The sequence below is a fragment of the Methanoculleus sp. UBA374 genome (assembly GCA_002508705.1).
Lineage (GTDB): Archaea > Halobacteriota > Methanomicrobia > Methanomicrobiales > Methanoculleaceae > Methanoculleus > Methanoculleus palmolei.
In genome coordinates, this window is sequence record DAYL01000003.1 from 25,474 (window position 1) to 48,639 (window position 23,166).

22 protein-coding genes are annotated in these 23,166 nt (G+C 61.5%); 9 read left to right on the forward strand and 13 right to left on the reverse strand.

Features of this window, described 5'->3' with window-relative positions; all coding sequences use genetic code 11:
• The first annotated feature begins 15 nt into the window (after positions 1–15).
• The 4 genes from hypF to BRA42_RS00935 all read left to right on the forward strand — a co-directional run bounded on the left by hypF (position 16) and on the right by BRA42_RS00935 (position 4,804).
• Positions 16–2,229: a carbamoyltransferase HypF gene (gene hypF / locus BRA42_RS00920; RefSeq protein WP_342771188.1), complete on the forward strand. Its 2,214-nt coding sequence runs from the start codon at positions 16–18 to the stop codon at positions 2,227–2,229.
• Between the two features lie 89 nt (positions 2,230–2,318).
• Entirely contained in the window at positions 2,319–3,011 is a 693-nt protein-coding gene (locus tag BRA42_RS00925; protein WP_292406312.1) for a GTP-binding protein, read from the forward strand.
• A complete protein-coding gene (locus tag BRA42_RS00930) occupies positions 3,008–4,042 on the forward strand; it encodes an ABC transporter ATP-binding protein (RefSeq protein ID WP_292406309.1) in 1,035 nt (344 codons plus the stop codon). The genes BRA42_RS00925 and BRA42_RS00930 overlap by 4 nt, the downstream gene beginning before the upstream one ends.
• 3 nt (positions 4,043–4,045) lie before the next feature.
• Positions 4,046–4,804 (forward strand): DUF364 domain-containing protein, encoded by a 759-nt coding sequence (locus BRA42_RS00935; protein WP_292406306.1) that lies wholly within the window; start codon positions 4,046–4,048, stop codon positions 4,802–4,804.
• A gap of 102 nt (positions 4,805–4,906) precedes the next feature.
• Here BRA42_RS00935 and BRA42_RS00940 read toward each other — a convergent pair whose 3' ends face one another.
• From BRA42_RS00940 to BRA42_RS00980, 9 genes are all read right to left on the reverse strand, one after another.
• The gene (locus BRA42_RS00940; RefSeq protein WP_342771189.1) at positions 4,907–6,742 is read right to left on the reverse strand and encodes a KUP/HAK/KT family potassium transporter; all 1,836 of its coding nucleotides are present in this window, start codon (positions 6,740–6,742) and stop codon (positions 4,907–4,909) included.
• Between the two features lie 158 nt (positions 6,743–6,900).
• Positions 6,901–7,227 (reverse strand): 50S ribosomal protein P1, encoded by a 327-nt coding sequence (gene rpl12p, locus BRA42_RS00945; protein ID WP_342686257.1) that lies wholly within the window; start codon positions 7,225–7,227, stop codon positions 6,901–6,903.
• Between the two features lie 30 nt (positions 7,228–7,257).
• Positions 7,258–8,286: a 50S ribosomal protein L10 gene (locus tag BRA42_RS00950; RefSeq protein WP_342686258.1), complete on the reverse strand. Its 1,029-nt coding sequence runs from the start codon at positions 8,284–8,286 to the stop codon at positions 7,258–7,260.
• Positions 8,286–8,927: a 50S ribosomal protein L1 gene (locus BRA42_RS00955; RefSeq protein ID WP_292407352.1), complete on the reverse strand. Its 642-nt coding sequence runs from the start codon at positions 8,925–8,927 to the stop codon at positions 8,286–8,288. The genes BRA42_RS00950 and BRA42_RS00955 overlap by 1 nt, the downstream gene beginning before the upstream one ends.
• Positions 8,928–8,978: 51 nt before the next feature.
• A complete protein-coding gene (locus BRA42_RS00960) occupies positions 8,979–9,455 on the reverse strand; it encodes a 50S ribosomal protein L11 (protein ID WP_292407349.1) in 477 nt (158 codons plus the stop codon).
• A 205-nt stretch (positions 9,456–9,660) separates the two neighbouring features.
• Positions 9,661–10,134, reverse strand: a complete 474-nt coding sequence (locus BRA42_RS00965) for a transcription elongation factor Spt5 (RefSeq protein ID WP_292407358.1) — start codon at positions 10,132–10,134, stop codon at positions 9,661–9,663.
• 5 nt (positions 10,135–10,139) lie between these two features.
• Entirely contained in the window at positions 10,140–10,349 is a 210-nt protein-coding gene (locus BRA42_RS00970) for a protein translocase SEC61 complex subunit gamma (RefSeq protein WP_292407346.1), read from the reverse strand.
• Between the two features lie 6 nt (positions 10,350–10,355).
• The gene (gene ftsZ / locus BRA42_RS00975; RefSeq protein WP_292407343.1) at positions 10,356–11,453 is read right to left on the reverse strand and encodes a cell division protein FtsZ; all 1,098 of its coding nucleotides are present in this window, start codon (positions 11,451–11,453) and stop codon (positions 10,356–10,358) included.
• Complete coding sequence (locus tag BRA42_RS00980) at positions 11,450–12,775, reverse strand: D-aminoacyl-tRNA deacylase (RefSeq protein WP_292407340.1); 1,326 nt, start codon at positions 12,773–12,775, stop codon at positions 11,450–11,452. Before BRA42_RS00980 ends, ftsZ begins: the two co-directional genes overlap by 4 nt.
• A gap of 81 nt (positions 12,776–12,856) precedes the next feature.
• On the opposite strand from BRA42_RS00980, the gene BRA42_RS00985 reads away from it, so the two are divergent.
• The 3 genes from BRA42_RS00985 to BRA42_RS00995 are packed head-to-tail and all read left to right on the forward strand — an operon-like array spanning position 12,857 to position 16,094.
• Positions 12,857–13,039 carry a hypothetical protein gene (locus BRA42_RS00985; RefSeq protein WP_292407337.1) on the forward strand — a complete coding sequence of 61 codons (183 nt, stop codon included), beginning with the start codon at positions 12,857–12,859 and terminating at the stop codon, positions 13,037–13,039.
• Entirely contained in the window at positions 13,036–14,238 is a 1,203-nt protein-coding gene (glp, locus tag BRA42_RS00990) for a gephyrin-like molybdotransferase Glp (RefSeq protein ID WP_292407335.1), read from the forward strand. The genes BRA42_RS00985 and glp overlap by 4 nt, the downstream gene beginning before the upstream one ends.
• Entirely contained in the window at positions 14,232–16,094 is a 1,863-nt protein-coding gene (locus BRA42_RS00995; RefSeq protein WP_292407332.1) for a molybdopterin biosynthesis protein, read from the forward strand. The genes glp and BRA42_RS00995 overlap by 7 nt, the downstream gene beginning before the upstream one ends.
• Here BRA42_RS00995 and BRA42_RS01000 read toward each other — a convergent pair.
• The gene (locus BRA42_RS01000; RefSeq protein WP_292407302.1) at positions 16,021–16,503 is read right to left on the reverse strand and encodes a TIGR00725 family protein; all 483 of its coding nucleotides are present in this window, start codon (positions 16,501–16,503) and stop codon (positions 16,021–16,023) included. The two genes, BRA42_RS00995 and BRA42_RS01000, sit on opposite strands and share 74 nt — an antisense overlap.
• A gap of 187 nt (positions 16,504–16,690) precedes the next feature.
• Here BRA42_RS01000 and ileS point away from each other — a divergent pair, with 187 nt between their 5' ends.
• Complete coding sequence (gene ileS, locus BRA42_RS01005; RefSeq protein WP_342770657.1) at positions 16,691–19,870, forward strand: isoleucine--tRNA ligase; 3,180 nt, start codon at positions 16,691–16,693, stop codon at positions 19,868–19,870.
• On the opposite strand, the gene BRA42_RS01010 is transcribed toward ileS, so the two are convergent.
• Both BRA42_RS01010 and BRA42_RS01015 read right to left on the reverse strand, forming a co-directional pair.
• The gene (locus BRA42_RS01010) at positions 19,853–20,587 is read right to left on the reverse strand and encodes a tRNA(His) guanylyltransferase Thg1 family protein (protein WP_292407293.1); all 735 of its coding nucleotides are present in this window, start codon (positions 20,585–20,587) and stop codon (positions 19,853–19,855) included. The genes ileS and BRA42_RS01010 overlap by 18 nt on opposite strands.
• 45 nt (positions 20,588–20,632) lie before the next feature.
• Positions 20,633–20,896 carry a PRC-barrel domain-containing protein gene (locus tag BRA42_RS01015; protein WP_292407290.1) on the reverse strand — a complete coding sequence of 88 codons (264 nt, stop codon included), beginning with the start codon at positions 20,894–20,896 and terminating at the stop codon, positions 20,633–20,635.
• Positions 20,897–20,949: 53 nt separating this feature from the next.
• Here BRA42_RS01015 and BRA42_RS01020 point away from each other — a divergent pair, with 53 nt between their 5' ends.
• Complete coding sequence (locus BRA42_RS01020; RefSeq protein WP_292407286.1) at positions 20,950–22,086, forward strand: CBS domain-containing protein; 1,137 nt, start codon at positions 20,950–20,952, stop codon at positions 22,084–22,086.
• A 527-nt stretch (positions 22,087–22,613) separates the two neighbouring features.
• Here the strand turns inward: BRA42_RS01020 and BRA42_RS01025 are convergent.
• Positions 22,614–23,141 (reverse strand): hypothetical protein, encoded by a 528-nt coding sequence (locus tag BRA42_RS01025; protein WP_292407283.1) that lies wholly within the window; start codon positions 23,139–23,141, stop codon positions 22,614–22,616.
• Positions 23,142–23,166 lie beyond the last annotated feature (25 nt).

Genomic DNA, 23,166 nt, shown 5'->3' on the forward strand with positions numbered 1-23,166 from the left:
TTTTGCTGAATATTAATGCGTACACAGGGAACCATCATCATCCGGGGCATCGTTCAGGGGGTCGGGTTTCGTCCCTTTGTCTATGCAACGGCCAGGAAATTCGGGATTACCGGATCGGTTAAAAACCTCGGGAGCGAGGTCGAAATCCATGCATTCGGAAACCGTTTCGAAGAATTTCTCGAGGTTGTTTCCCGAGGAACGCCGTTATCTCAGATAGATTCTATAGATGTCCAGGATATGCGCGGCAGTCCGCCCGAAACGTTTACCATCCTTGAGAGCGGTTCGGGATGCCTCTCCGGCTTCATCCCCCCCGACATCGCCACCTGTGACGACTGCATCGCCGATATCTTCACACCCGGCGGGCGATACGAAGGCTACTGGGCCACGTCCTGCGTCAACTGCGGCCCCCGATACAGCATCATCAACGCCCTCCCCTACGACCGGGAGCGTACGACCATGCAGCCGTTTCCCATGTGTACCGCCTGTGAGCGTGAATACACCCACCCGGCGTGCCGGCGCCACCACGCCCAGACGATCGCCTGTGCAGCCTGCGGGCCGCACCTCACGCTTCTTCGGGCCGACGGAACGCCGCTTCGAGCGGCGGACCCCATCAGGGAAACTGCATCCCTCCTCGATGCGGGCTCGATCGTCGCCATCCGGGGGATAGGCGGATTTCATATCGCCTGCACCGAGGAGGCGGCAGGCGCCCTGAAACGTCGTCTGGGCCGGACGGAGCAGCCTCTTGCGGTGATGGCGACCCCGGAGGAGGTGGAGCGGATCGCGGTTGTATCGGACGAAGAACGGGGAATTCTCCGTTCCCGGGAGCGGCCGATAGTGGTGCTCGCAAAGCGGGACCCCGCGTCGCACCCGGGGATCTCCAACCTCCATACCGTCGGGTGCATGCTCCCCTATACCGGGCTGCACCACCTCCTCTTTGCAAACCTCGCCCACCCGCTCCTCATCATGACGAGTGCGAACCTGCCGGGCTACCCGATGATCACCGATCTCGCGACCGCTCTCGAACGGCTTTCGGAACAGGTGGACTACATCCTCACGCACGACCGCCGGATCGTCAACCGGTGCGACGACTCCGTTGTTCGGGACGGCTGCATCATCCGTCTCTCGCGGGGCCTCGCCCCGAAGCGGACGGCAATCGATCTCGGCAATGAGTGCATCCTCGGTGTCGGCCCGGAACTGAACGCAAACATCTCCATCTACCAGAACGGGTTCTGCATCACGTCCCCGCACGTCGGAAACGTCAGGAACCCGCAGACCCTCGCCTACCTGCAGGAGACGATCGAAAGGATAGGGGGGCTCATCGGCGCCCGATACGACCGGATCGTCCACGACCTTCACCCGCAGTTCCTCTCGACTCGCTACGCGAGGAAGATCGCCGGAGAGACCGGGGCGGAACTCCTCGCCGTCCAGCACCACCGGGCGCACATCGCCGCAGCGACCCGGGAGGAATGCGTCGGAATCGCCATCGACGGCGTGGGATACGGCGACGACGGAACGGTCTGGGGCGGTGAGGTCTTTGCCGGGAAGGTCCCCCGCCTCGACCGGGTCGCCCACCTCGAGGTCGTCCCGATGCCGGGCGGCGACCTTGCCACCCGGTTCCCGGAGCGGATGCTCTACGGCATCCTGCCGACGTCGGGGGTCCGGGACCTTCTCGCATCGCGGGGCTGGAGCGAGATCGAACTATCGGCCCTTACCCGGCAGGTGGAGCGGGGGCTGAACGTCGCCGCGACCTCAAGCACGGGCCGGGTCCTCGATGCCGTTGCGGCCCTCCTCGGGATCTGCCGGGAACGGACCTACGACGGGGAACCGGCGATGAAACTCGAGGCGGCGGCGTCCGCCGGAAAGCCGTCGGCCTGGGACCTCGACTTCCTGCACGGCAGCGACGGCTGCGAGGTCCTCTCGACCCGTTCGCTCATAGCGGAGGCATACCGGCGGTACGCCGCCGGGGAACGGACCGAAAGCATCGCCGCGTCCTTCCAGTACAACCTCGCCCGGGGCGTCGCCGCGATGGCTGTCCGGGCGGCGGAGGAGCGGGGGACCCCCCGGGTGGCGCTCTCGGGCGGCGTGGCCTACAACCGGGCGATCCGGGAGACGATCCGGGACGAGGTCCGGGCTGCCGGGCTGGAGTTCATCATCAACCGTGACTATCCCCTCGGAGACGGGTGCATCAGCTTCGGGCAGGCGGTCTACGGGGGGAGTGAGGAGGAGTGAAGGGGCAAATCAACAAAATCCGGTTAACATAATGGAGAAATTTAGCAAATAATATACCTCCCCGCGCCCCATAGCAAAGCGCAGACGCCATGAAGTTGATTACCGTTGCAGGCCCTCCGTCTTCAGGGAAGACCTCCGTGATTCTCAAAACCATTGCAGCTCTCGGACTACCCGGGGGGAGCGTGGGCGTCGTGAAGTTCGACTCGCTCACCTCCTTCGATCACCAGCGCTACGACGAACAGGGGATACCCAACCAGACCGCGTTCGCCGGCAAGATCTGTCCCGACCACTTCTTCGTCAGCAATGTTGAAGGGGCGGTCGAGTGGGGCATGAAGAAGGGGCTGTCGGTTCTCGTCACGGAGAGCGCAGGGCTCTGCAACCGGTGCTCGCCGTACGTGAACGGCATTCTGTCGGTCTGCGTGATCGACAACCTTTCCGGCGTCAATACCCCGAGGAAGATCGGGCCGATGCTGAAATACGCCGATATCGTCGTCGTCACCAAAGGGGATATCGTCTCTCAGGCGGAGCGTGAAGTCTTTGCCTTCAACGTCCACGAGGTCAATGCGGCGGCAATCGTTCTCTTCGTCAACGGCATTACCGGCCAGGGAGCGTTCATGCTCGCCCGCTACTGGCAGGACGCACTCGATATCCAGACGCTTCGCGACCGCAAACTCAGGTTCACCATGCCCGCCGCCATCTGCTCGTACTGCACCGGCGAGACCCTTATCGGGGAGCCGTATCAGATGGGGATGGTCAAAAGAGTGGGGTTTGACGACGCATGAATGCCCTCGGTTACGTTGCCGAGGTTTCGACCGTCCCAATCGGCGAGATCCTCCGCCGCTATCCTCTTGCAGTCGATTACCTTGCCAATATGCGACTCGCCGGGGTCGATGAGACCAAAACACTCCCCGAAATTCTGGAGGATGTCGATGAGGATATGCTTGAGGAGTTCGGGCTCGACCGTGAGGAGGTCATCTACCACTTCTGTGCATTCCTTGAGGCGTTTTCCCGGGCGAAGGGGTCGGATGAGGCGATCTCCTCCGTTACGATCCTCGGCGGACGGGACAAGACAGGAAGGCCGGAGATGGTCGAATTGACAATAACGCCCGGTGAGGTCGTCAGCATCGTCGGTCCCACCGGCTCGGGGAAGAGCAGACTGCTTGAAGATATAGAATGCCTCGCCCAGCGCGATACGCCGACCGCAAGGCAGATCCTCATCAACGGCTCGGTTCCCGATGCCGACAAAAGATTCGCCACCGGGGGCAAACTGGTGGCCCAGCTCTCGCAGAATATGAACTTCGTCATGGACTTAACCGTGCAGGAATTCCTGAAAATGCACGCAAAAAGCCGGATGATCCCCGATCCCGCCGCAGTTGTGGAGAAGTGTTTTGCGGTTGCCAACTCTCTTGCGGGCGAGAAATTTACGCTCGATACGAAAGTCACCCAGCTCTCCGGCGGGCAGTCGCGGTCGCTGATGATCGCCGATACCGCACTTCTGAGTTCATCCCCGATCATCCTTATCGACGAACTGGAAAATGCAGGAATCGACCGGCGGGAGGCGGTCAAGCTCCTTGTCGGCAACGAGAAGATCGTCCTCATGTCGACGCACGATCCGCTCCTCGCCCTCCGCGCAGACAAACGGATCGTCATCAGAAACGGCGGCATTGCAAAAGTGATTGAAACGACGGCGGAAGAAGAAGAGACGCTGCATAAAATCGAGGCGATCGACTCCGTCCTCCTCGATATCCGTAATCAACTCCGGGGAGGAGGGATCGTTGCAAAAGAGAGTATCCCGGAATTTCAGGAGAAATGACCTATGTGGGAGTTATACGACGCATTGATCGAAGAGATCCCGGACGATATCATCGTCGATGACATCGTCGTCGGCGGAGAGATGACGTATGTTGAGGCAAACGGCGGCATCGGTCTTGCGGCATACCGCGATTATGTCCAGCGCGCGCCGATGATGACCAAAAATCGGATTGGAATGCCGTTAAAAGAGGTCGCCGGGTGTGTGAAGTCCTGGAATCTGCGGGAAGCGTCCATCGGCCAGTCGGCGATCGATGCGTGGTACAACCACCCGGATGTCGCTCGGCGCGCAGGGATCGAGGTTCCGGAAAAGAAGCGGGTTGAGGAGCGGCTGAAAGACCCGTTCATCCGGTCCCAGAACCTCGTGAAAGGAAAGAAGGTCTGTGTCGTCGGTCATTTTCCGTTCCTTGAGAAGCTGATCGCCCCGGTCTCCGACCTGAGCATCGTTGAGTGGGACCCCGCGGAGGGGGATTACCCGTATTCCGCCTGTGAGTATCTGCTGCCGGAATGCGATTATGCGTTCCTGACCTGTGCCGCCGTCGGGGACAAGAGCATGCCGCGGCTTCTTGAACTCTCGGAGAATGCAGAAGCGGTGACGATCGTAGGTCCGGGAACTCCTCTGTCCTCGGTATTCTTCGATTACGGCGTCTCCGATCTCTCGGGTTTTGTCGTGACCGACGCTCCGCTCGCCAAAAGGATTATTGCAGGAGCGGAGAGCCAGAGGATCTTCGGGGCGGGAATGAAGGTGCAGTACCTCCGCCCCTGAGGAGATTGCGGCGCATCGTTGCCGCTCATGGACGTGCCGCCCGTACTTACCGGCAGAGGTCTATAGCGGCTGACGGGGGCGGAGACCCTCTCTTTTCGTCCGTCACATCTCGATCCGGGTCGAAACGCCGTGCATGTGGTCCGCCGGCAAACGGTAGAACTGGACGAATGTCGGCGCAAGCCGTTTGATCGTGGCGAACACCTGCCAGACCAGATGGTTGGTCACGATCTCCTCGAGCCCATAGAAGATCACTTTCTCCCGAATGTCATGTTCCCTCAGGATCGGGGTGATGTCCACGAACTCGAGGTATCCGTGCCGGATCTCAAATGTCCGGAGTCCCTCGGCCAGGTCACGCTTGAAGCCGTGCACGACCCCGAACGGCGTGTCGTCGACCACAATCGAGACCAGAATGTTATCCTGATACAGGATGTTGTTCACGAACATGGTCCGGGCGATGTACGGCGGTATCCGTTTCACGTCCCGGGCGAAAAAGAGGGCGGTACCGCTGATAGGCTCCATGGTGTCCCGGATCTTACGGTACTGACGGAGAAAATCCTTGAGCTGAACCGGCCGGAACGCACGATGGAGCCGGCGCTGGCCCGCAAGGTAGATCAGGATCACACCCATCGGCACGGCTGCGAACACAAGCGACCAGTACCCGCCGGTCACGAGCTTGCTCTGGCTCGCACCGAGGAAGAGGAAGTCGATAAGGGTGATGCCCCACGCAAGGGCTGCATGGCCGTACCGGTGCCGGTATAGGAAGATGCCGGTGATCAGGATACCGGAGATAACCATCGTTCCCGTGACGGCGAGCCCGTATGCGGACGCAAGGTGCCGGGACTCCCGGAAGAAGAGCATCACAAAGAGCACGGCGAAAAGCAGCATCCAGTTGACGCTGTTGATGTAGATCTGCGACCGTAGCGCGGTCGATGTGTATTCGACCTTCAGTGTCGGCAGGAGCCGGGTCATGATCCCCTGATAGACGATCGAGAAGATCCCGCTGATCATCGCCTGCGACGCGATCACGGTCGCGGCGATCGAGAGGAGGACGAAGGGGATGTACAGACCAGCCGAGAGGGAGAGGATCATCTCAAAGAGGATGCTCGATGCATCGGGCTGTATCAGCGCAAAAGCCCCCTGTCCCAGGTAATTGATCACGAGCGCCGGGAAGACGAAGCACCAGGCCCGACGGATCGGTTCGCGGCCGAGGTGTCCCATGTCGGCGTACAGGGCTTCGCCGCCCGTCGCACAGAGGATCACCGACGCGAGGACCAGGAAGGACTCAAGCCCGTTCGAGAAGAGGAAGTTCACCCCGATGAGTGGATTGATCGCCCAGAGGACGGTGGGCGCCTGTACGATCATGATGATGCCCGACAGAGTCAGCGCGGCAAACCAGACGACCATGAGCGGCCCGAAGGTGACCGCGACCCGATCGGTGCCCCGCCGCTGAATGGAGAAGAGTATAATGGCGATGCCGGCTGCGAGCAGGATAAGCATGTCCGGCCCCACCCCCTTGAGGCCCGGGATCAGCGGCACACCTTCGACGGCCGAGAGTATGCTGATTGCCGGGGTAATCACGCCGTCGCCGATCAGGAGCGAGACCCCGATCACGGTCAGGATCAGGAGGGCGTAGCGCGACCTGGAGTGCTTCAGGAGCGGGTTCAGGAGCTCCCGCAGCACGATCGTCCCGCCCTCCCCCCTCTTTCCCAGGCTCATGGCGAGCCAGGCGTACTGGACCGAGACGATCAGAAGCAGGGTCCAGATGATCAGGGAGAGGACGCCGAGGATCGCGGCTTCGGTCCGGGGAATGAGGGCGAGAATCACCGTCAGGGTATAGATGGGGCTTGTCCCGATATCGCCGAAGACAAGGCCCGCTGCCTTGACCGCCCCCAGAGTTCCGGTCTCCTTCCCGCCTCCAGCGGCGCCAGTTCCCCCCATACAGGAAGATGGCCGCCTGCTGCCAATAAATCTATTCAATCGCTCATCTCTTCACGCAGGCAGCCGTAACCCCGTGGTATGTCTCTCGGACAATGCCCGGAACACCGACAGATTCCAGCGGATCATAACACCGGCAACCGCCGGCAAAAGAAAAAAGTTTAGCCGAAGAGGGCGCCGAGACCGGCCATACCGCTCTCTTCTTCCTCTTCCTTCTTTGCCTCTTCCTTGGCCTCGTCCGCGGCTGCTGCGGCGGGTGCTGCGGCGGCAGGGGCAGCAGCGGCTGCCGCGGGTGCGGCGGCGGCCGGAGCAACGGCGGCCTTGCTGATGGCCTCGTCGATGTTCACATCTTCGAGTGCGGCGACAAGGGCCTTCACACGGGCATCCTCGACGGCGACACCGGCCGCCTTCAGGACAGCAGTCACATTCTCTTCAGTTACATCCTTGCCTGCGTTGTGCAGGAGCAGTGCAGCGTAGATATACTCCATAGTTCATTCACCTTTGGTTTTGAAATACTGTTAGCCGAAGAGGGCGCCGAGACCGGCCATGCCGCTCTCTTCTTCCTCTTCCTTCTTCTCCTCTTCCGTCTCTTCTTTTTCGGGCTTTGCCTCGGCCGTCTTCTCCGTTGCCGCGGGTGCCGCCGCAACGGTTGCCGCCGAGGCGGCCTTCAGGGTCGCCTCATCGAGCTCGAACCCATGGGCCTCTGCCGCAAGCGCGACACCCAGCATCTCCCGCTGTGCCCGCCCGATGATCAGGTCGATGATGTCCTTCTCGTAGATGCTCGCTTCGACACCTACAGTCCGGGCTTCCCGAACCGCCTTGCCGATGATGGCGCCGATGGTGAGCGGTGTCGGGATGACGGCATTGACCGAGAGGTTAAACGCCTGCTGGGCCGCAAGCACGATATTGCGGTAGTAAGCCTCTTCATCGATAACGAGGAGGTCGGGCGTAAAGACGGTGTTCTTGTAGTAAGCAGCCTGGAGGACGAGACCGACGTCCATCGGCTTGATGTCGAGCTTCACGAGAGCATCGGCAATCTTCTTGCTGATGACCTCACCCTTCTTCACGACCGTCTTCGTCTCACGAATCTTGACCTTTCCACCCTCAATGGCTGCCGGAATGCCCACCTGCTGGAGTTCGCCCACAATGGGGCCGGGCTTGAAGCTGGTCGGGCCCTTCGGGACGACGATATCCTCCGGTGCAATCTCGCCGGGCTTCGCCGCCATCTTCGTCTTGGTCTGCTCAAGCAGCTTGAAGAGTTTGAAAGGGTTCTCGTTCGTGAAGATCATGGCGCTCTGGCCTTCGGCATGTTCCCTCAGAGCCACAACGCTGCCGCCGACCTCATTTAAGGCGTGCTCGATCAGCGTGTTCCGGGCCATCTTCACCCTCGCCGTACCGCGGAGGTTCCTCCGGATATGCTGGACCTGCGAGGCGGGAATGCCGTACATGTCCACAACGCCGACGAGCGAATGCTCCCCGATACCGCGCTTGATCTCGTCCACCTCGTCCTTCTTCCACTTGGGCAGGTGGTGTGTGTAGAGTGCCATTAGATTACCCTCACTGCCGGCCCCATGGTTGTCTTCACGTAGACCGAGTGAATGTTCAGTGCCCCGCTCTCCAGGACGGACTCAACCCGCCGAAGAACCGCTTCGATGTTCTCGGCGATCTGCTCCGGTTCCATTCCGGCCGACCCAACCTTCGTGTGGAAGACTTTCTTGTCCTTCGTCCGGATCTTCACGGAACCCCTCAGACGCTGAACAATGGGCCGGATATCCATTCCCTGCGGAACCGGCATGGGCATCCTGCCCCGCGGACCGAGCCTGACACCGAGATAACGACCGACGAGAGGCATCACTGCCGTCTCTGCAAGGAAGAACTGATACTCTTCCGCCATTTTACGCGCTTCCCGGGGTTCTCCCCCGAGCCGCTCGATCTCCTCAGGTCCGATAATAAGGTCCACATTCGCCTCTTTGGCCTGTGTGGTGATGTCGCCCTTCCCGAGAACGGCGATCTTGACGTTGTCAAAACCGTTCGGGAGGAGAATCGTCTCATCGATACGATTCTTGGGCTGGGACATATCGAGATTCCTGAGGTTGACGGTGATATCCACGCTCTCCACGAACTTCCTTTCCGGAGCCTGCGAGAGGGCCGTCGTCACGGCTTTTTGTATACTGGTTTTATCGACCATCCTTTTCCTCCATAGTACGCGACCTCACGATCTTCTATGGTTGTCTGACATCTATGCGACGAGTACGCTGTCGTATGCTCCGTCGTTGATGGCCTGGATCATCTCGCGGGGGCTCTTGCCCTCGACGGTGACACCGACGCTCACGCACGTTCCAACGACCTCTTTGACCGCAGATTTCAGGTCGTACGAGAGCATGCCATCAAGTTTCATACGGGCGATACGGACAGCGGCCTCCAGCGGCAGGTTTCCCGCCACCTGAGCGCCCGGCTCTGCAGACCCCTTTTCGATACCGGCTTCTTTCATAACAAGCGCCGTCGTGGGCGGAATGCCCACTTCAATCGTGTAGTTGCGCTTATCGTCGACCGCGACCGTCACCGGCACCTGCATGCCGTTGAAATCAGCCGTCTTCTTGTTGATCTCATCGACGACAGCCTTCACGTTGATACCGAGAGGTCCGAGCGCAGGCCCGAGAGGCGGGCCTGCTGTTGCCTTGCCGCCGGGTACCAATACCTCGACCGTTTCTGTCATACAAATTCTCCAGCTTATTCCTCAGGGGAATAGTTGCCTGGGTTATCTAAGGTCATCGTAAAGAGATTTAAATATAATGCCGGACCGTGCCGCGCAAATACCGGGCCCGTCGCGCAGGCGGGCACGTCAGAATGAGGGAAACAGCATCAACACCGATGCAGCGACTCCCCGTTGCCCGGGTTAAAAAAGGGAGAAGAGAATGCGCCTAACCGCCACTCTCCGACCGCTCCACGACGCGAACGGAATCGCCGCGAACCGTGATCGGGATGGGGACCATGCTCTCGTAGAGCTCGACCGTGATCTCTTCTTTTCCGGAATCAATACGTTTGACGACCGCCTTCTCACCCTTGAACGGTCCGGCGATGATCTCGACGATGGTGCCCTCGGTGATGCCGCTGACCACCGGTTTCGGCACCAGGAAATGCTCCACCTCCGAGAGCGCAGTCGAGCCCTGCACCACCGCGCGCGCATGAGGGATCAGCTCCACCAGTTGTTCGATTCGGGCGATTGAGTCGGGACTCTCCACAAGGACGTAGCCTTTCAGTTCCTCAGGGACCATGACGGCCGTCACATGAATGTCCTTCTGCTCCCTCGTCACCTTCTCGATGTTGTCGGCAACCGTTCGTTCCTGTTTCGCGGTCGTCTTTATTGCATATACCCTGTTTCCGCTCTCAGCCATATTCATCATTTAGGCAATACCAGCATGATCTCGTATATGACAAACCCGACAAGACCGATGAGCATGATCCCGACCGCCGCCACGATGGCGATCTTCGAGAACTCGTCGCGGGTCGGCGCCCGTGCCAGTTTCAGCACGCGCCAGTACTTCTTGAAGAGCTCCTCTTCGATCTTGAACGATTTTGCGCCTTCAAATTTTTCTTTATAATCCATCATCTCGACTCACTTCAGGAAGTCAATCTCAAACTCTTTCATCATCCGTGGCATACTCTTTTCGTTTCTCCCATATATTTGTGGTGACCGGACACCGGTGACCACGAGGAGCGTCCGCATCTTGCCCTGCATCTCGGGGTCGACCTGGGCGCCCCAGATGATGCGGGCGTCGGGGTCGATGCGGTCGTAAACCTCCTGGATGACGGCCTCTGCCTCGAACATGGTCATATCGGGCCCGCCGACGACATTGACAAGTGCGGCGCTCGCCCCGCCGATGTCCACGTCGAGCAGCGGGGAGCGCAGCGCCTTCTTGACCGAGTCGGCGGCTTTGTCCTCACTGTCGCTCTCGCCCATCCCGATCATCGCCACGCCTCCCCGCTCCATGACGGTCCGGACATCAGCGAAGTCGAGGTTCACGAGCCCGGGCATCGTGATCAGTTCGGTGATGCCCTTCACCGCACGCATCAGCACCTCGTCCGAGACCTTGAAGGCGGCGTGGAGCGGGAGTCGGGGCACGACCTCGAGCAGGCGGTCGTTCGGCACGACGATAACGGTATCCGCCACCTCGCGGAGCCGCTCAAGACCGGCCTCGGCGTTCTGACCCCGGATCGCGCCTTCGGCCGTGAACGGCAGGGTAACTACCGCGATGGTAAGGGCGCCCTCCTCCCGGGCGGACTTCGCGACCACGGGTGCGGAGCCGGTACCGGTGCCGCCCCCGAGGCCGGTGGTGATGAAAACCATATCGCACCCTTCGACGGCCCGCTTGATGTCGTCCTCGTTCTCGAGGGCCGCCTCCTCGCCGACCTGGGGGATCGAACCCGCGCCAAGGCCGCGGGTCCTCTGTCTCCCGATCAGGATCCGGGTGTCCGCCCGGGTCCGGATAAGGTGCTGGGCGTCGGTGTTGAGGGCGATCAGCCGCGCTCCGTTGATACCCTCCTCCGACATCCGGGTGATCGTGTTCGAACCGCCGCCACCGCACCCGACGACCGCGATCTCAGTCCGGAGTTCCATGAGGACCTCCTCAAGCTCCTTGTCGACCTCTATGGGCTCAGAAAAGCGCTGATCCTCTCGTGCCCGTGAAAGTGCCTCTTCTACAATGGATTTCATGTATATCTCTCCAATCCCGGGATATGTATCCGCTTCACGCTGGTTGTCTGTACTGCATCGGCGGTAATCCTTCGTCCTTCGACCGTAACCGCGTTCCCACCGGCAAGCGTGGCAAAGAGCGGCCCCTTCGGAACCCCGAGCATGCGCGCTTTCCCGGGGTCGAACCGCACCTTGCAAAGGACAAGGTGATCACCGTCGATAACAGCATTTTCACAGATAAGTAAGAGTTTTACGCACAGGGTAGTTATATCTCTTGCGAGTTGGGAGGATGCATCCTCAAAGCCGATAAACGTCGGCAGTACTTCCGCCGACCCTTTTGAGAGATGGACAATCGGCAATTCATCGATGGATTCAAGAAATCTGTCTTTACTGGATTTTACGATCTCTTCAACAAGGTCCGGGGCAACGGTTACCGGGACCGGAGTTCCCTCTCCCGCGAGGCCGTGGATGTGGATGCGGGAGCCGGGAGCGATCTCTCCGGCGAGAGCTCTGACCCTGCAGTAAGTGGCCCAATCGAGACGCGAGACCTCCGGGATTTCAGACTCGGTGAGGTGAATGATCCCGGCATCGTCAAGCATCCGCTCGATCCGTTCGAATTCACCGGTCGAGAGTGCTTTTCGGTCGATGTAAGTGGCAACGGCACGGCTCGCCTCCTGCATCCGCAGGATGAGGGGCGGGGTTATGTCGCCGACCTGACGGGTCGGCACGATGTGGCCGAAAGCGCCCCGGGAAGAGAGAGCGATAGCGGTCTGCCGCATGGCGTAGTGGGTCCCACCAAAGCCGATGAGGTTGATCGTCTTCAGTGGCCGGGCGGTGAGGATGCTCTCCGCTACCGCCCTTCCTGCGACCGGGTCGGCCCATTCAGCGGCGGTGGACCCGATTTCGACGAAGAATGACGGCGTGGATAGCGCCGTCGGACCGTGGTGCGTCACTTCGTAGGAGACCCGGTAGCCCTCCGGGGCCCGGGCGGCGAGGCTACCAAGGACGGCGTGCATCCATGCCGGAGATGCCGGCGCAAGAGTCTGTGGCTCTCCGCCGAGTTCGGCGGCACCGTAGTTTCCGGTCGCGTGCACGGTCAGGGCGGGCGTCGGGTGCACGCTCGAGTGCCGGGAGAGGAAGATAATGAGATCGGCATCGACCTCTTCATCGATCCGGTCCTGATAGATCAATCTTCCCGCGATTTCGTGGAACGCCAGCGTATGCCGGTTCGCAAGCGGCCACGACCCGCCCTCCGCAAGCAGTTCCCGGAGGCGATCGCGGATGTTCACCCCCGCACAATCCTCTCTTGAGTTGATCAGCGCGATCCGCATCGGTACATACATGGGCGGGCAGGACGCTAAATGATAGTGCTTGTTGACCCGACAGTAAATCCTATCTGCCGGCAGGCAAACCATGTTGGTACTATGGACAAAGAGAAGATACGCAAAGCGTTCGAGGCGTACGGCATAGAAAACGAGATCACCTGCCCGCAGGCGTTCGAGATCTCCGGGAAGTACGACATCTCGAAGGCGGACATTGCCCGATACTGCAATCAGCGCGAACCGAGGATCAAGATCCGGGCCTGCCAGTTGGGCTGCTTCAGATGAGCCTCTTCCTTGAGGTCGTGTCCGTCAGCGAGGCCGTGGAGGCGGTGCGGAGGATCGCCCCGCTGCCCGGGTGCGAGGAGGTCCCGCTCGAAGACGCCCTCCATCGGGTTCTCGCGCGGGATGTCCGTGCCGATATCGATATCCCGGGGTTCGACCGCTCGACGGTCGACGGCTACGCACTCGCCGCTGCCGAGACCACCGGGGCCTCCGAGGCCATCCCGGCTATGCTCCAGTGCCGGGGCCGGGTCGGGATGGGAAGCGCGGATGTGGGTGAGATCTCTTCAGGGGCGTGCCGATACGTTCCCACCGGAGGGGCTCTCCCGGAGGGGGCGGACGCGGCGGTGATGATCGAGCACGCAGAGCAGATCGGGGACGACGTTCTGATACACCGCCCGGTGGCGCCCGGCGAGAACGTGGTCTTCCGGGGCGAAGACTTCGGCGCCGGGAAGGTCGCCCTGGAGCGGGGCCGTGTGCTCTCGCCCCGGGAGATCGGCGTAGCCGCGGCGGTCGGCGCCGACCGGGTATCTGTGGTGACGAGACCGAAGATCGGGATCATATCCACGGGGAACGAACTCGTCCCCGTCGTCGAGACCCCGGGGCCGGGGGAGGTGCGGGACGCAAACTCCTACCTCGCCGGCGCTTTCGTGACGGAGCGGGGGTGCCACCCGGTCTACTTCGGGATCGTCAGGGACGAGCAGGCGATGCTGAAGAGGGCAGTCTCTTCGGCGCTTGACCGGTGCGATGCGGTCCTGGTCTCGGGGGGGTCCTCGAAAGATGAGCGGGACAACACCGCCGCGGTCATCGCGGAACTCGGCGAGGTGCTGGTGCACGGGATCGCCATCGCGCCGGGAAAACCCACCATCATCGGAACGGCGGGGGGAAAACCGGTTATCGGACTCCCGGGGCACCCGGCATCGACCTATGTCGTGCTCGTCGCCGTCGTCGACCACCTGCTCGCGGCGATGCAGATGACCACCGTCTCACGGCGGACCATCCGCGCACAGCTGACAGAGAACGTTCCTTCCACCCGCGGGAGGGAGGACTACGTCCGGGTCAGCGTCAGGAACGGGAAGGCGACGCCGGTCTTCGGGAAGTCGGGGCTCCTCAACACCCTGGTGCAGAGCGGGGGGCTGGTGCAGATCCCGGCGTCGAGCGAGGGGCTCGAGGTCGGCGAAGAGGTTGAGGTGATTCTGTGGTGAAACGCTACCTCTCGGTCATCTCTCTCGCCGAAGCGCGGGAGCTCGTGGAGCGCTCCTTCCCGGCGATCCCCGGGGTCGTCCGGGTCCCGGTGACCACCGGAGCGGTCGGCAGGATCACCGCCGGGCCCATATTCGCCAGGTTCTCGGTCCCCGCCATCCACCTCTCGGCGATGGACGGGATCGCGGTAAGAAGCGCCGATACCCGCGGGGCAAGCGAGCAGCACCCGGTGACCCTCCCGGTTGCGGTGCGGGTCAACACGGGAAACATCGTCCCGCCCGGCTACGATGCGGTGGTGATGATCGAGGATGTCTGGGTTGAGGGCGAGACCTACACCATCAGAAAGCCGGTCAGCCCCTGGCAGCACATCCGCCCGGTCGGCGAGGATATCGGGGAGTCGGAGATGATCCTCCCGCAGGGCCACCGGATACGGCCGCAGGACGTGGGGGCGCTCGCAAACTACGGGGTCACCGAGGTCGCGGTCAAAAATGTCCGGGCGGGGCTGATCCCCACCGGGAGCGAACTGGTGCCGGCGGGCGAGATGCCGCCGCCCGGGAAGGTGGTGGAGAGCAACACCCTGATGGCCGCGGCGGTACTCGAGGAGGCGGGCGTGGAGGCGCACCGCTACGCAATCGTCCCGGACGACTACGACCGGATCCGGGACGCCGTCCGGCGCGGCGTCGCCGAGAACGATATCCTGTTCGTCTCGGCCGGCTCGTCCGCCGGGACCCGCGACTACACCGCCGATATCGTCCGGGACCTCGGCGAAGTGCTGGCGCACGGGGTCGCCATCAAACCCGGAAAACCGGTGATCATCGGCCGGATTGAGGGAAAACCGGTGATCGGCCTTCCCGGCTATCCCCTTGCGGCGGCAACCGTGCTCCGCGAGATCGTGCTGCCGTTCATAGCCCGCTACGGCCTTTCCGTCCCCCGGCCGGAATGCGTCGACGCCCGGCTTACCACGAGCCTGCACTCGGATATCGGGACGGACGAGTTCGTCCTCCTCTCGGTGGGGAGGATCGGCGACCGCTGGGTGGCGGTGCCCCAGTCCCGGGGCGCCGGAGTTCAGATGAGCGCGGTGCGGGCGAACGCATACCTGCAGATCCCGGCGCAGAAAGAGGGGGTCGAGGCCGGGGAGACGATGAGCGTCCGGCTCACCGTCCCCCGCGCGGAGGCGGAGGAAGCGGTGCTCATCACCGGCAGCCACGACCCGGCCCTCGACTACCTGGCCGACCTCATCCGACCGCGCGATGTCGATATCCACTCCACCCACGTCGGGAGCATGGGCGGCGTGATTGCCCTGAAGAAGCAGGAGTGCCACGCGGCCCCGATGCACCTTCTCTCCCCCGACGGCACCTACAATATCCATTACCTGGAGCGCTACCTGCCCGGCGCGGACCTCGTCCTCCTCTGCGTGGCGGAACGCCAGCAGGGGGTCATGTCCCGCGACGGGCTGACGATTGACGATCTACCCGGCCGGACGTTCATCAACCGGCAGAAGGGGTCGGGGACGCGGGTGCTCTTCGACCACGTTCTCACAAAACGCGGGATCGCACCGGCCGCCATCCCGGGCTACGACCGCGAGGCGACGACGCACCTTGCGGTGGCCCTGGCCGTCCGGACCGGGGAGGCCGATGCAGGAATGGGCGTTTACAGCGCCGCAAAGGCGCTCGGTCTCGCGTTCGTCCCGGTGGCGACGGAGCGCTACGAACTCGCGATTCACCGGGCGATGCTCGACGACCCCCGGATCGCGGCCCTCGTCGAGACTGTCTCGTCGGAGGCGTTCAAGCGGGTCCTCCGGGACCTCGGGGGCTACGAGACGGGCGAGACCGGCGTCCTGCGCGGACTGCGAGGCTGACCGCCTCCCCGGGCGTGGCGCACTCCCTCACCCCCTCTATCTTCCAGGTCAAAAGACCGTAGACCGGTTTTCCTGTCTTGAGCGCGATCGCGATCTCCGAGAGGGTGCCGTAGCCGCCCCCGACGGCGATCACCGCATCCGCCGAGTTCACGAGAACGACGTTCCTCGCGTGCCCCATGCCGGTGCGGACCACCACGTCGAGATAGGGGTTTCCGTCCCCGACATCCGGGAGGATGCCGACGGTCGCCCCCCCGCCCTCTTTTGCGCCCCTGCAGGCGGCCTCCATCACCCCGCCGAGGCCGCCGCAACAGACGGTCCCGTGGTTCCCGGCGATGAGGCGGCCGACGGCTTCTGCAAGCCCGTAGTCTTCTCCGGAGCAGTCCCCCCTCCCGATGACGGCTATCTGCATGGGGAGAGGTCGGGGGGTGAGGAGATAATGGGTTGGACGGGGGGGCGCTCCTGCCCTGCGGCCAGTCGAGAGTCGCACCTTGCGGTGCTCCTGCCCCGCCTGCCCTGCGGGGCACGCGGGGCACACACAAACACTTTGTCTCACAACAACAAATGGTACACCAGAGTGTGACTATGAGGGATATGAGGTGAAAGAAGTCACCAGCAGTTATAACCCGCGCGAGATCGAGACGCGAGTCCAGGATTACTGGAAGAGCGAAAATATCTATGCACGTGTCCAGGAGAGGAGGAAGGATGGGGAAGCGTTCTTTTTCGTCGACGGGCCGCCGTACACCACCGGCAACATTCACCTCGGCACCGCCTGGAACAAGATCATAAAAGACGCTATCCTCCGGTATCAGCGGATGCTGGGCAAAAACGTCATCGAGCGCGCCGGTTACGACATGCACGGCCTCCCCATCGAGGTGCAGGTTGAGCACCAGCTCGGGTTCACCTCGAAGAAAGATATCGAAGAGTACGGTATCGCCGCATTCATCGAACAATGCCGGACGTTTGCCCTGACGCACATGGAGATCATGAGCGACCAGTTCCGGCGGCTCGGCATCTGGCTCGACTTCGACAACCCCTACCAGACCATCAAGGAGGAGTACATCGAGTCCGCGTGGTGGGCGCTCCAGCAGGCCGACAGGCACGGGCTCCTCGAACGCGGCCACCGGGTCGTGAACTGGTGCCCCCGGTGCGAGACGGCGATCGCCGACTCCGAAGTGGACTACTGGGATGAGACCGACCCCTCCATCTTCGTCAAGTTCCCCGTCGTCGGGCGCGAAAACGAGTACCTCGTGATCTGGACGACGACGCCCTGGACCCTTCCCGCGAACGTGGCGGTGGCGGTCAACGCCGCGTTCACCTACGCGCGGGTGCGGGCGAAGAAAGACAACGGCGAGGAGGTTCTCTGGCTCGCCGAAGAACTCGTCGAACCCGTCCTGAAGATGGGCAGGTATCAGGACTACACGGTCCTCGATAAGGTCCCGGGGAGCAGCCTCGTCGGCATGGAGTACACCTCCCCGCTCGCCGGTCACGTGCCGCACCAGGCGGAGATCCGGCACCGGGTCGTGGCGGCCGACTACGTCGCGCTCGAGAACACCGGCCTCGTCCACATCGCCCCCGGCCACGGGTGGGACGACTACCTGGTCGGTATCCGGGAGGGGCTTGAGGTCTTCTGCCCGGTCGACGCCGGAGGGTGCTTCACCCCGGAGGCCGGGGCGTTTGCCGACATGTACGTCCGGGACGCAAACGATGTCGTCATCGACGCACTCGGCGGCTACCTCCTCGCCCGGAAGACGATCACCCACCGCTACGGCCACTGCTGGCGGTGCAAGGCCCCCATCATCTACCGTGCGACGGCACAGTGGTTCCTGAAGGCCACCACCGTCCGCGACCGGATGCTCGACGAGATCACGAAGGTGAAGTGGTATCCGGAATGGGCAGGAAGCGCCCGGTTCCATGACTTCGTCAAGGAGTCACGCGACTGGTGCATCTCCCGGCAGCGCTACTGGGGCATCCCCATCCCCATCTGGCACTGCCCGCAGTGCGGAGAGAAGATCGTCATCGGCACCATCGCCGAACTCGAAGAGCGGTCGGGAACGGCGATCCCCGATCCCCACCGCCCCTACGTGGATGCGGTCACCATCCCGTGCTCCTGCGGCGGAAAGATGCACCGGGTCGCCGATATCTTCGACGTCTGGTTCGACTCGGCGGTCGCGTCCTGGGCAACCCTCGGGTTCCCCCGGCGGCGCGAGGCCTTCGACCGCTACTGGCCGGCGGACTTCATCACCGAAGGACAGGACCAGACCCGGGGCTGGTTCTATTCCCAGCTCGGGGCAAGCACCATGGCGTTCTCCCGCGCTCCCTACAAAAGCGTCCTGATGCACGGGTTTGCTCTCGACGCCGATGGGCGCAAGATGAGCAAGAGCCTCGGAAACGTCGTGACGCCCGAAGAGGTGATGAACCAGTTCGGCGTCGACGTCCTCCGGTTCTACGTCCTCTGGGCAAACGCCCCCTGGGACGACCTGAAGTTCAACTGGGACGGCGTGAAGACCATTCACCGGGCGCTCAACATCCTCTGGAACGTCTACCGGTTCCCGCTCCCGTATATGGCCCTCGACTCGTTCCAGCCGGCGTCCGACGACGGCGGTCGGTGGAACGACGCGTTCGTCCGGGACAACATCGAAAAAATGCCGGAGGAAGACCGCTGGATCATCTCCCGGGTCAACTCGCTCGCCCGGTCGATAGCCGGGGATATGCAGGAGTACCTGCTCCACAGGATAACGCGGACGCTTTCCGCCTTTATCCTCGAGGACCTCTCCCGCTGGTACGTGCAGATCGTTCGGCCGCGGATGTGGCTTGAAGAGGATTCTCCGGAGAAGCGGTATGCCTACGAGGCCTCCTACTACGTCATGCGCCGCCTGATAGTGCTTCTTTCTCCGTTTACTCCTCATATCACCGAGGAGATGTACCGGAACCTCCGTCTTGCGGGAGACCCGGAGAGCGTCCATATGCTCGACTGGCCGAAGGTGGACGACCTCCTGATCGATTCGCACCTTGAGGCCGACATGGAGGTCATCCGGTCGTTCGACGACGCGGTCGCCAACGCCCGGCAGGCCGGAAAGCGGAAACTCCGCTGGCCGGTAGAAGAGGTCGTGGTAGTCACCGAAAGCGAAGACGTGAAGGCAGCCTTCCACGACCTGAACGCTCTTGCCCGGAACCGGGCGAACGCCCGGACGGTTCGGGTCGTCTACGGGACGTGGGACCGGCTCCTCTGGCAGGCAGAACCGGTGATGCGTAGTGTCGGCCCGGAGTTCGGCAGGGAGGGGCCGAAGGTCAAGGCGCTGATCGAGCGGGCGGACGGCACCGCCCTGAAGGCCACCATCGAGCGGGACGGAAAAGCCGAACTCGACGGCTACGAAGTGTCTGCACGTCACGTCGCCTTCGCGGAGGCCCTCCCCGAGGGTGTCTTCTCCGCCCCCATGAAGGACGCGACGGTCTACGTGGACGTCACCCTCACGCCGGCGCTCGAAGCCGAGGGCTATTCTCGCGAGGTCATCCGGCGAATCCAGGAGATGCGGCGCCAGCTGGACCTGAACGTCGACGACTTCATCGCCGCAGCCGTGGATATTGCCGATGGAAGGGTGGCCTCGCTCATCGGGGAAGAGGTGTGGCAGAACGAGATCGCCGGAGAGGTGCGGGCGGCAACCCTCACCGTCCGCCACGCAGACGGAAAGAAGCCGGCAGAGACCTTTGAACTCGAGAAAGACTGGGACGTGGAAGGCGTGCGGATGCAGATCGGCATCTCACGCGCCGGTGAGTGAACGGATCAGGGCGGCCCCCTCGTCCGTTGAGAAGAGAGGGGTCACCTCCGGTTCCCGGATGCAGGTCCGCTGGGCCTGCACGATCTCGCCCGTTATGGGGTTATACCCCTCTTTTATGCACTCTTCCCGGTAGAGGAGCATACCCCGCCGCTGCCAGGCAGGCGTTGCCGCCAGGTTGATGCCTCGCTCAAACATCATCTCGTGCATCGCATCGGACCGCATCCCCCGGAGTGCGGCGGCGGCCTCCCGGGGGCTCATCCCTTCGTCGACCAGCGCACTCTGGCAGTAGGCGTTGATATGGTTCCGCCACGCCTCGTTCTGCCGGGAGATGAGGTACTCGACAGCAAACTCCCCCGTTGCGGGGATTGTCCGGGCATCGAACGCAAGAGGTTCGGCGCACCTGAGTTCGATCGTGAGCCTGCTCGCCGCAATCGCGGCGGTCACGGAGTCGATCTTCTCCACCCGCCCGGAGAACGGCAGCGTCTTAAAATAGAGGCTGATCTCGTCGGAGAAGGTATAGGCGAACGCAGGAGCAAGACCGCTTTCGGTGAGGAGGTAGCGGCAGACAGCCCGCATGCTCGCGCAGAAGGCGGGGTCGAACGGTTTTTTGAAATTGAGCGTCCGGGTCAGGCGGTGAAAAGCCCGGCCGTCGAGCCTGACAAAAACAGGGGGGAAGATGGTGAGACCCGCGAAGATCTCCCGGTCTTGAATATCCATATGCTATCAGATGTATGAGGAGCCCCGGACCGGTCGGATTCGCGTTTATTCTTCTTTTTCCGGCGACCTGAAGATACCGGGGATATGGCGGACGATGACGATATCCCCGATGCTCTTTACGACCCGGAAGGGGATCTGCAGTCCCGAGTAGCCTTTTACCTCTCCGATCTCGGGGTTGAGCTCGCCGACCGCAAGGGAGTCGATCTTCTTCTGGTCGACGTCGAGCACGACATCATCGACGTTCCCGATATATACAGCCCTATCGGTATAGACACTCAGTCCGAACAGCTCTGTAATCTGTGTTCTCATCGGCATCCTCTGAAGGTATATTACTATAAATGATAAAAAGATACTCTTTTCTCATGGATGCGTCGTTGCAGATCGGAAACCTGGCCGGGATTCCGGTCAAATTGCACTGGAGTTTTCTTCTAGTGATCCCTCTCTTTGCCTGGATCATCGGGAGCCAGATCCTGCTCACGACCGAGGTGATTGCAGTCCTCTTCGATGTTCCAATCGACGTGACGCTGATCACGGCTGGGTTCAATCCCTACATCCTCGGGACCGTCGTTGCGCTCGGCCTCTTTGTCGGGGTCTTCATCCACGAGTTGGCCCACTCGCTCATCGCGAAAGCGAAGGGGATCAAGATCCACAGCATCACGCTCCTCATCCTCGGGGGGGTCTCCCAGATGGAGGAGACGATGCCGGACCCGAAGGTGGAACTCCCCATGGCGCTCGCGGGTCCGCTCATGAGCCTTGCCGTCGGGGTGATCTGCAGTGCTCTGGTCTACGTCTTCGACGCTCTCGTCCCGGACCCGGGGCTGGCCGGCGTCCTCGTCTTCACCTTCGGCTATCTCGGTCTCTTAAACGTCCTGCTCTTTGCGTTCAACCTTATCCCGGCGTTTCCCATGGACGGGGGGCGCGTGCTTCGAGCATGGCTTGCGCGAAGATTGCCGCTCTCCCAGGCAACCCGGATCGCCGCCGATGTCGGGAAGGCGTTTGCCGTCATCTTCGGGATCATCGGACTCCTGCTCCTCAACCCCATCCTGATCCTCATCGCCTTCTTCATCTACATCGGGGCAAACCAGGAGGCCACTTACCTCCGCTACAACATCCTGCTGCAGGACGTCACGGTGGCGGACGCAATGAGCAGCCCGGTCGTCACCGTAGAACCGACGATGCCGCTCCCGCAGCTGATGGATATGATGTACGAGACGAAACACCTCGGGTTTCCCGTGGTGGAACGGGGGTCGCTTGTCGGGATCGTCGCTCTCGCCGACGTCCACAAGAGTTCGCCGGTCGACCGGGAGGCGATGCAGGTGCGGGACGTCATGACCCGGACCCCGACCACCCTCTCGCCGTCGGCGCCGCTCATCGATGCGCTGAAGGTCATCTCGGGCATGAATATCGGGAGAATCCCGGTGGTCGAAGACGGCAATCTTGTCGGGATCGTCACCCGGACGGACGTGCTCCGGGTGATGGAACTGAGAGAGGAGAAGTAGGGGGTGGATAGTTCCTCTTCACTCAGTTTTGATGAGTTTTTTCCCGCTAACAACTGGATGATGCGACACGCAAATCCGTCCTTAGTTAATGTTTGTCGATGGTTGGTTGGTGTTTAAGACGTTGCGACGATGGAAACTGTTTCACCAGTTTCTAATTCGTCCAGAAATGCAAGGGTGGCGGCATCGAGGATGTTGCCGATAAGCTCTCCAATAGATTTTCCCTGGGTACAAACACAGTGATGGGAGTGTTGTCCGATGTACACTTTTAGACCGCCGAAAGTGCACAAAGTTACGCCGCCGTTGACAACGTCTGGCAGTGTTTACAGAAATACTGCTGATTCCCAGCACAATTCCTCCCATTCATAATGAGATCTTTCCCTTCCTCAAGCTGGAAGAACCGGCATCCAGAATTCTGGCAGGTCATCGTGCCGGAACTGCGGGCACGGGACATGGGCAATACTATTCTTGAGAATAAATAAAAATATGTGAATAATATGTAGAGACACTAGAAATGTGATACCAGTGATTTAATGGAGCACTACCCCGGTGTGAGAGAGAAAAACCGGGGACAGATAGTGATCTCGCGTTTCCGCTACCTTAACGTGAATTGTCCTGCTCTGCGCTTTCAGGAGAATGTCTCCGTACTGCCGTCTCTCCCACAACGTGTAAATAGCGAGCATAATGAGCATGGTCAGGAGCCCTACCATCGAACTCAGTTGCCCGTGACCGCCCCACTGCATGAGAAACAGCGCCAGTGTGACGGGGAACCAGAGCAAAACGCCAAAGAAGAGAATTTTAAGTTCAGCTGCGCCACGAGCGGCTTCGGTACCTCCTACTTTCCGCTGGTACATCAGGTAGTTCCCGGCGCAGACAAGGAACACCATGGGACCGATATAAAGCCAGTTGATGACGGGATTTTGAATGCCGCCGCCCTGATGAGGGAAGAAGATACGTTCAACGAGCAATAGAATAAGAACGATCCATGTGATTGCCAATAGTAGCCCGAGTACTGCTCCCCCTGCCCTGCTCGGTCTCTCGTTTGAATCTGTCTTCATTTGAACCGTTTTCCATTCGGTGTAA

Excerpts from the sequence above, each read along its gene's own strand:
- hypF (WP_342771188.1), top strand. The coding sequence starts at position 16 with ATGCGTACACAGGGAACCATCATCATCCGGGGCATCGTTCAGGGGGTC.
- BRA42_RS00925 (WP_292406312.1), top strand. The coding sequence starts at position 2,319 with ATGAAGTTGATTACCGTTGCAGGCCCTCCGTCTTCAGGGAAGACCTCC.
- BRA42_RS00930 (WP_292406309.1), top strand. The coding sequence starts at position 3,008 with ATGAATGCCCTCGGTTACGTTGCCGAGGTTTCGACCGTCCCAATCGGC.
- BRA42_RS00935 (WP_292406306.1), top strand. The coding sequence starts at position 4,046 with ATGTGGGAGTTATACGACGCATTGATCGAAGAGATCCCGGACGATATC.
- BRA42_RS00940 (WP_342771189.1), bottom strand. The coding sequence starts at position 6,742 with ATGGGGGGAACTGGCGCCGCTGGAGGCGGGAAGGAGACCGGAACTCTG.
- rpl12p (WP_342686257.1), bottom strand. The coding sequence starts at position 7,227 with ATGGAGTATATCTACGCTGCACTGCTCCTGCACAACGCAGGCAAGGAT.
- BRA42_RS00950 (WP_342686258.1), bottom strand. The coding sequence starts at position 8,286 with ATGGCACTCTACACACACCACCTGCCCAAGTGGAAGAAGGACGAGGTG.
- BRA42_RS00955 (WP_292407352.1), bottom strand. The coding sequence starts at position 8,927 with ATGGTCGATAAAACCAGTATACAAAAAGCCGTGACGACGGCCCTCTCG.
- BRA42_RS00960 (WP_292407349.1), bottom strand. The coding sequence starts at position 9,455 with ATGACAGAAACGGTCGAGGTATTGGTACCCGGCGGCAAGGCAACAGCA.
- BRA42_RS00965 (WP_292407358.1), bottom strand. The coding sequence starts at position 10,134 with ATGGCTGAGAGCGGAAACAGGGTATATGCAATAAAGACGACCGCGAAA.
- BRA42_RS00970 (WP_292407346.1), bottom strand. The coding sequence starts at position 10,349 with ATGATGGATTATAAAGAAAAATTTGAAGGCGCAAAATCGTTCAAGATC.
- ftsZ (WP_292407343.1), bottom strand. The coding sequence starts at position 11,453 with ATGAAATCCATTGTAGAAGAGGCACTTTCACGGGCACGAGAGGATCAG.
- BRA42_RS00980 (WP_292407340.1), bottom strand. The coding sequence starts at position 12,775 with ATGTATGTACCGATGCGGATCGCGCTGATCAACTCAAGAGAGGATTGT.
- BRA42_RS00985 (WP_292407337.1), top strand. The coding sequence starts at position 12,857 with ATGGACAAAGAGAAGATACGCAAAGCGTTCGAGGCGTACGGCATAGAA.
- glp (WP_292407335.1), top strand. The coding sequence starts at position 13,036 with ATGAGCCTCTTCCTTGAGGTCGTGTCCGTCAGCGAGGCCGTGGAGGCG.
- BRA42_RS01000 (WP_292407302.1), bottom strand. The coding sequence starts at position 16,503 with ATGCAGATAGCCGTCATCGGGAGGGGGGACTGCTCCGGAGAAGACTAC.
- BRA42_RS01010 (WP_292407293.1), bottom strand. The coding sequence starts at position 20,587 with ATGGATATTCAAGACCGGGAGATCTTCGCGGGTCTCACCATCTTCCCC.
- BRA42_RS01015 (WP_292407290.1), bottom strand. The coding sequence starts at position 20,896 with ATGAGAACACAGATTACAGAGCTGTTCGGACTGAGTGTCTATACCGAT.
- BRA42_RS01020 (WP_292407286.1), top strand. The coding sequence starts at position 20,950 with ATGGATGCGTCGTTGCAGATCGGAAACCTGGCCGGGATTCCGGTCAAA.
- BRA42_RS01025 (WP_292407283.1), bottom strand. The coding sequence starts at position 23,141 with ATGAAGACAGATTCAAACGAGAGACCGAGCAGGGCAGGGGGAGCAGTA.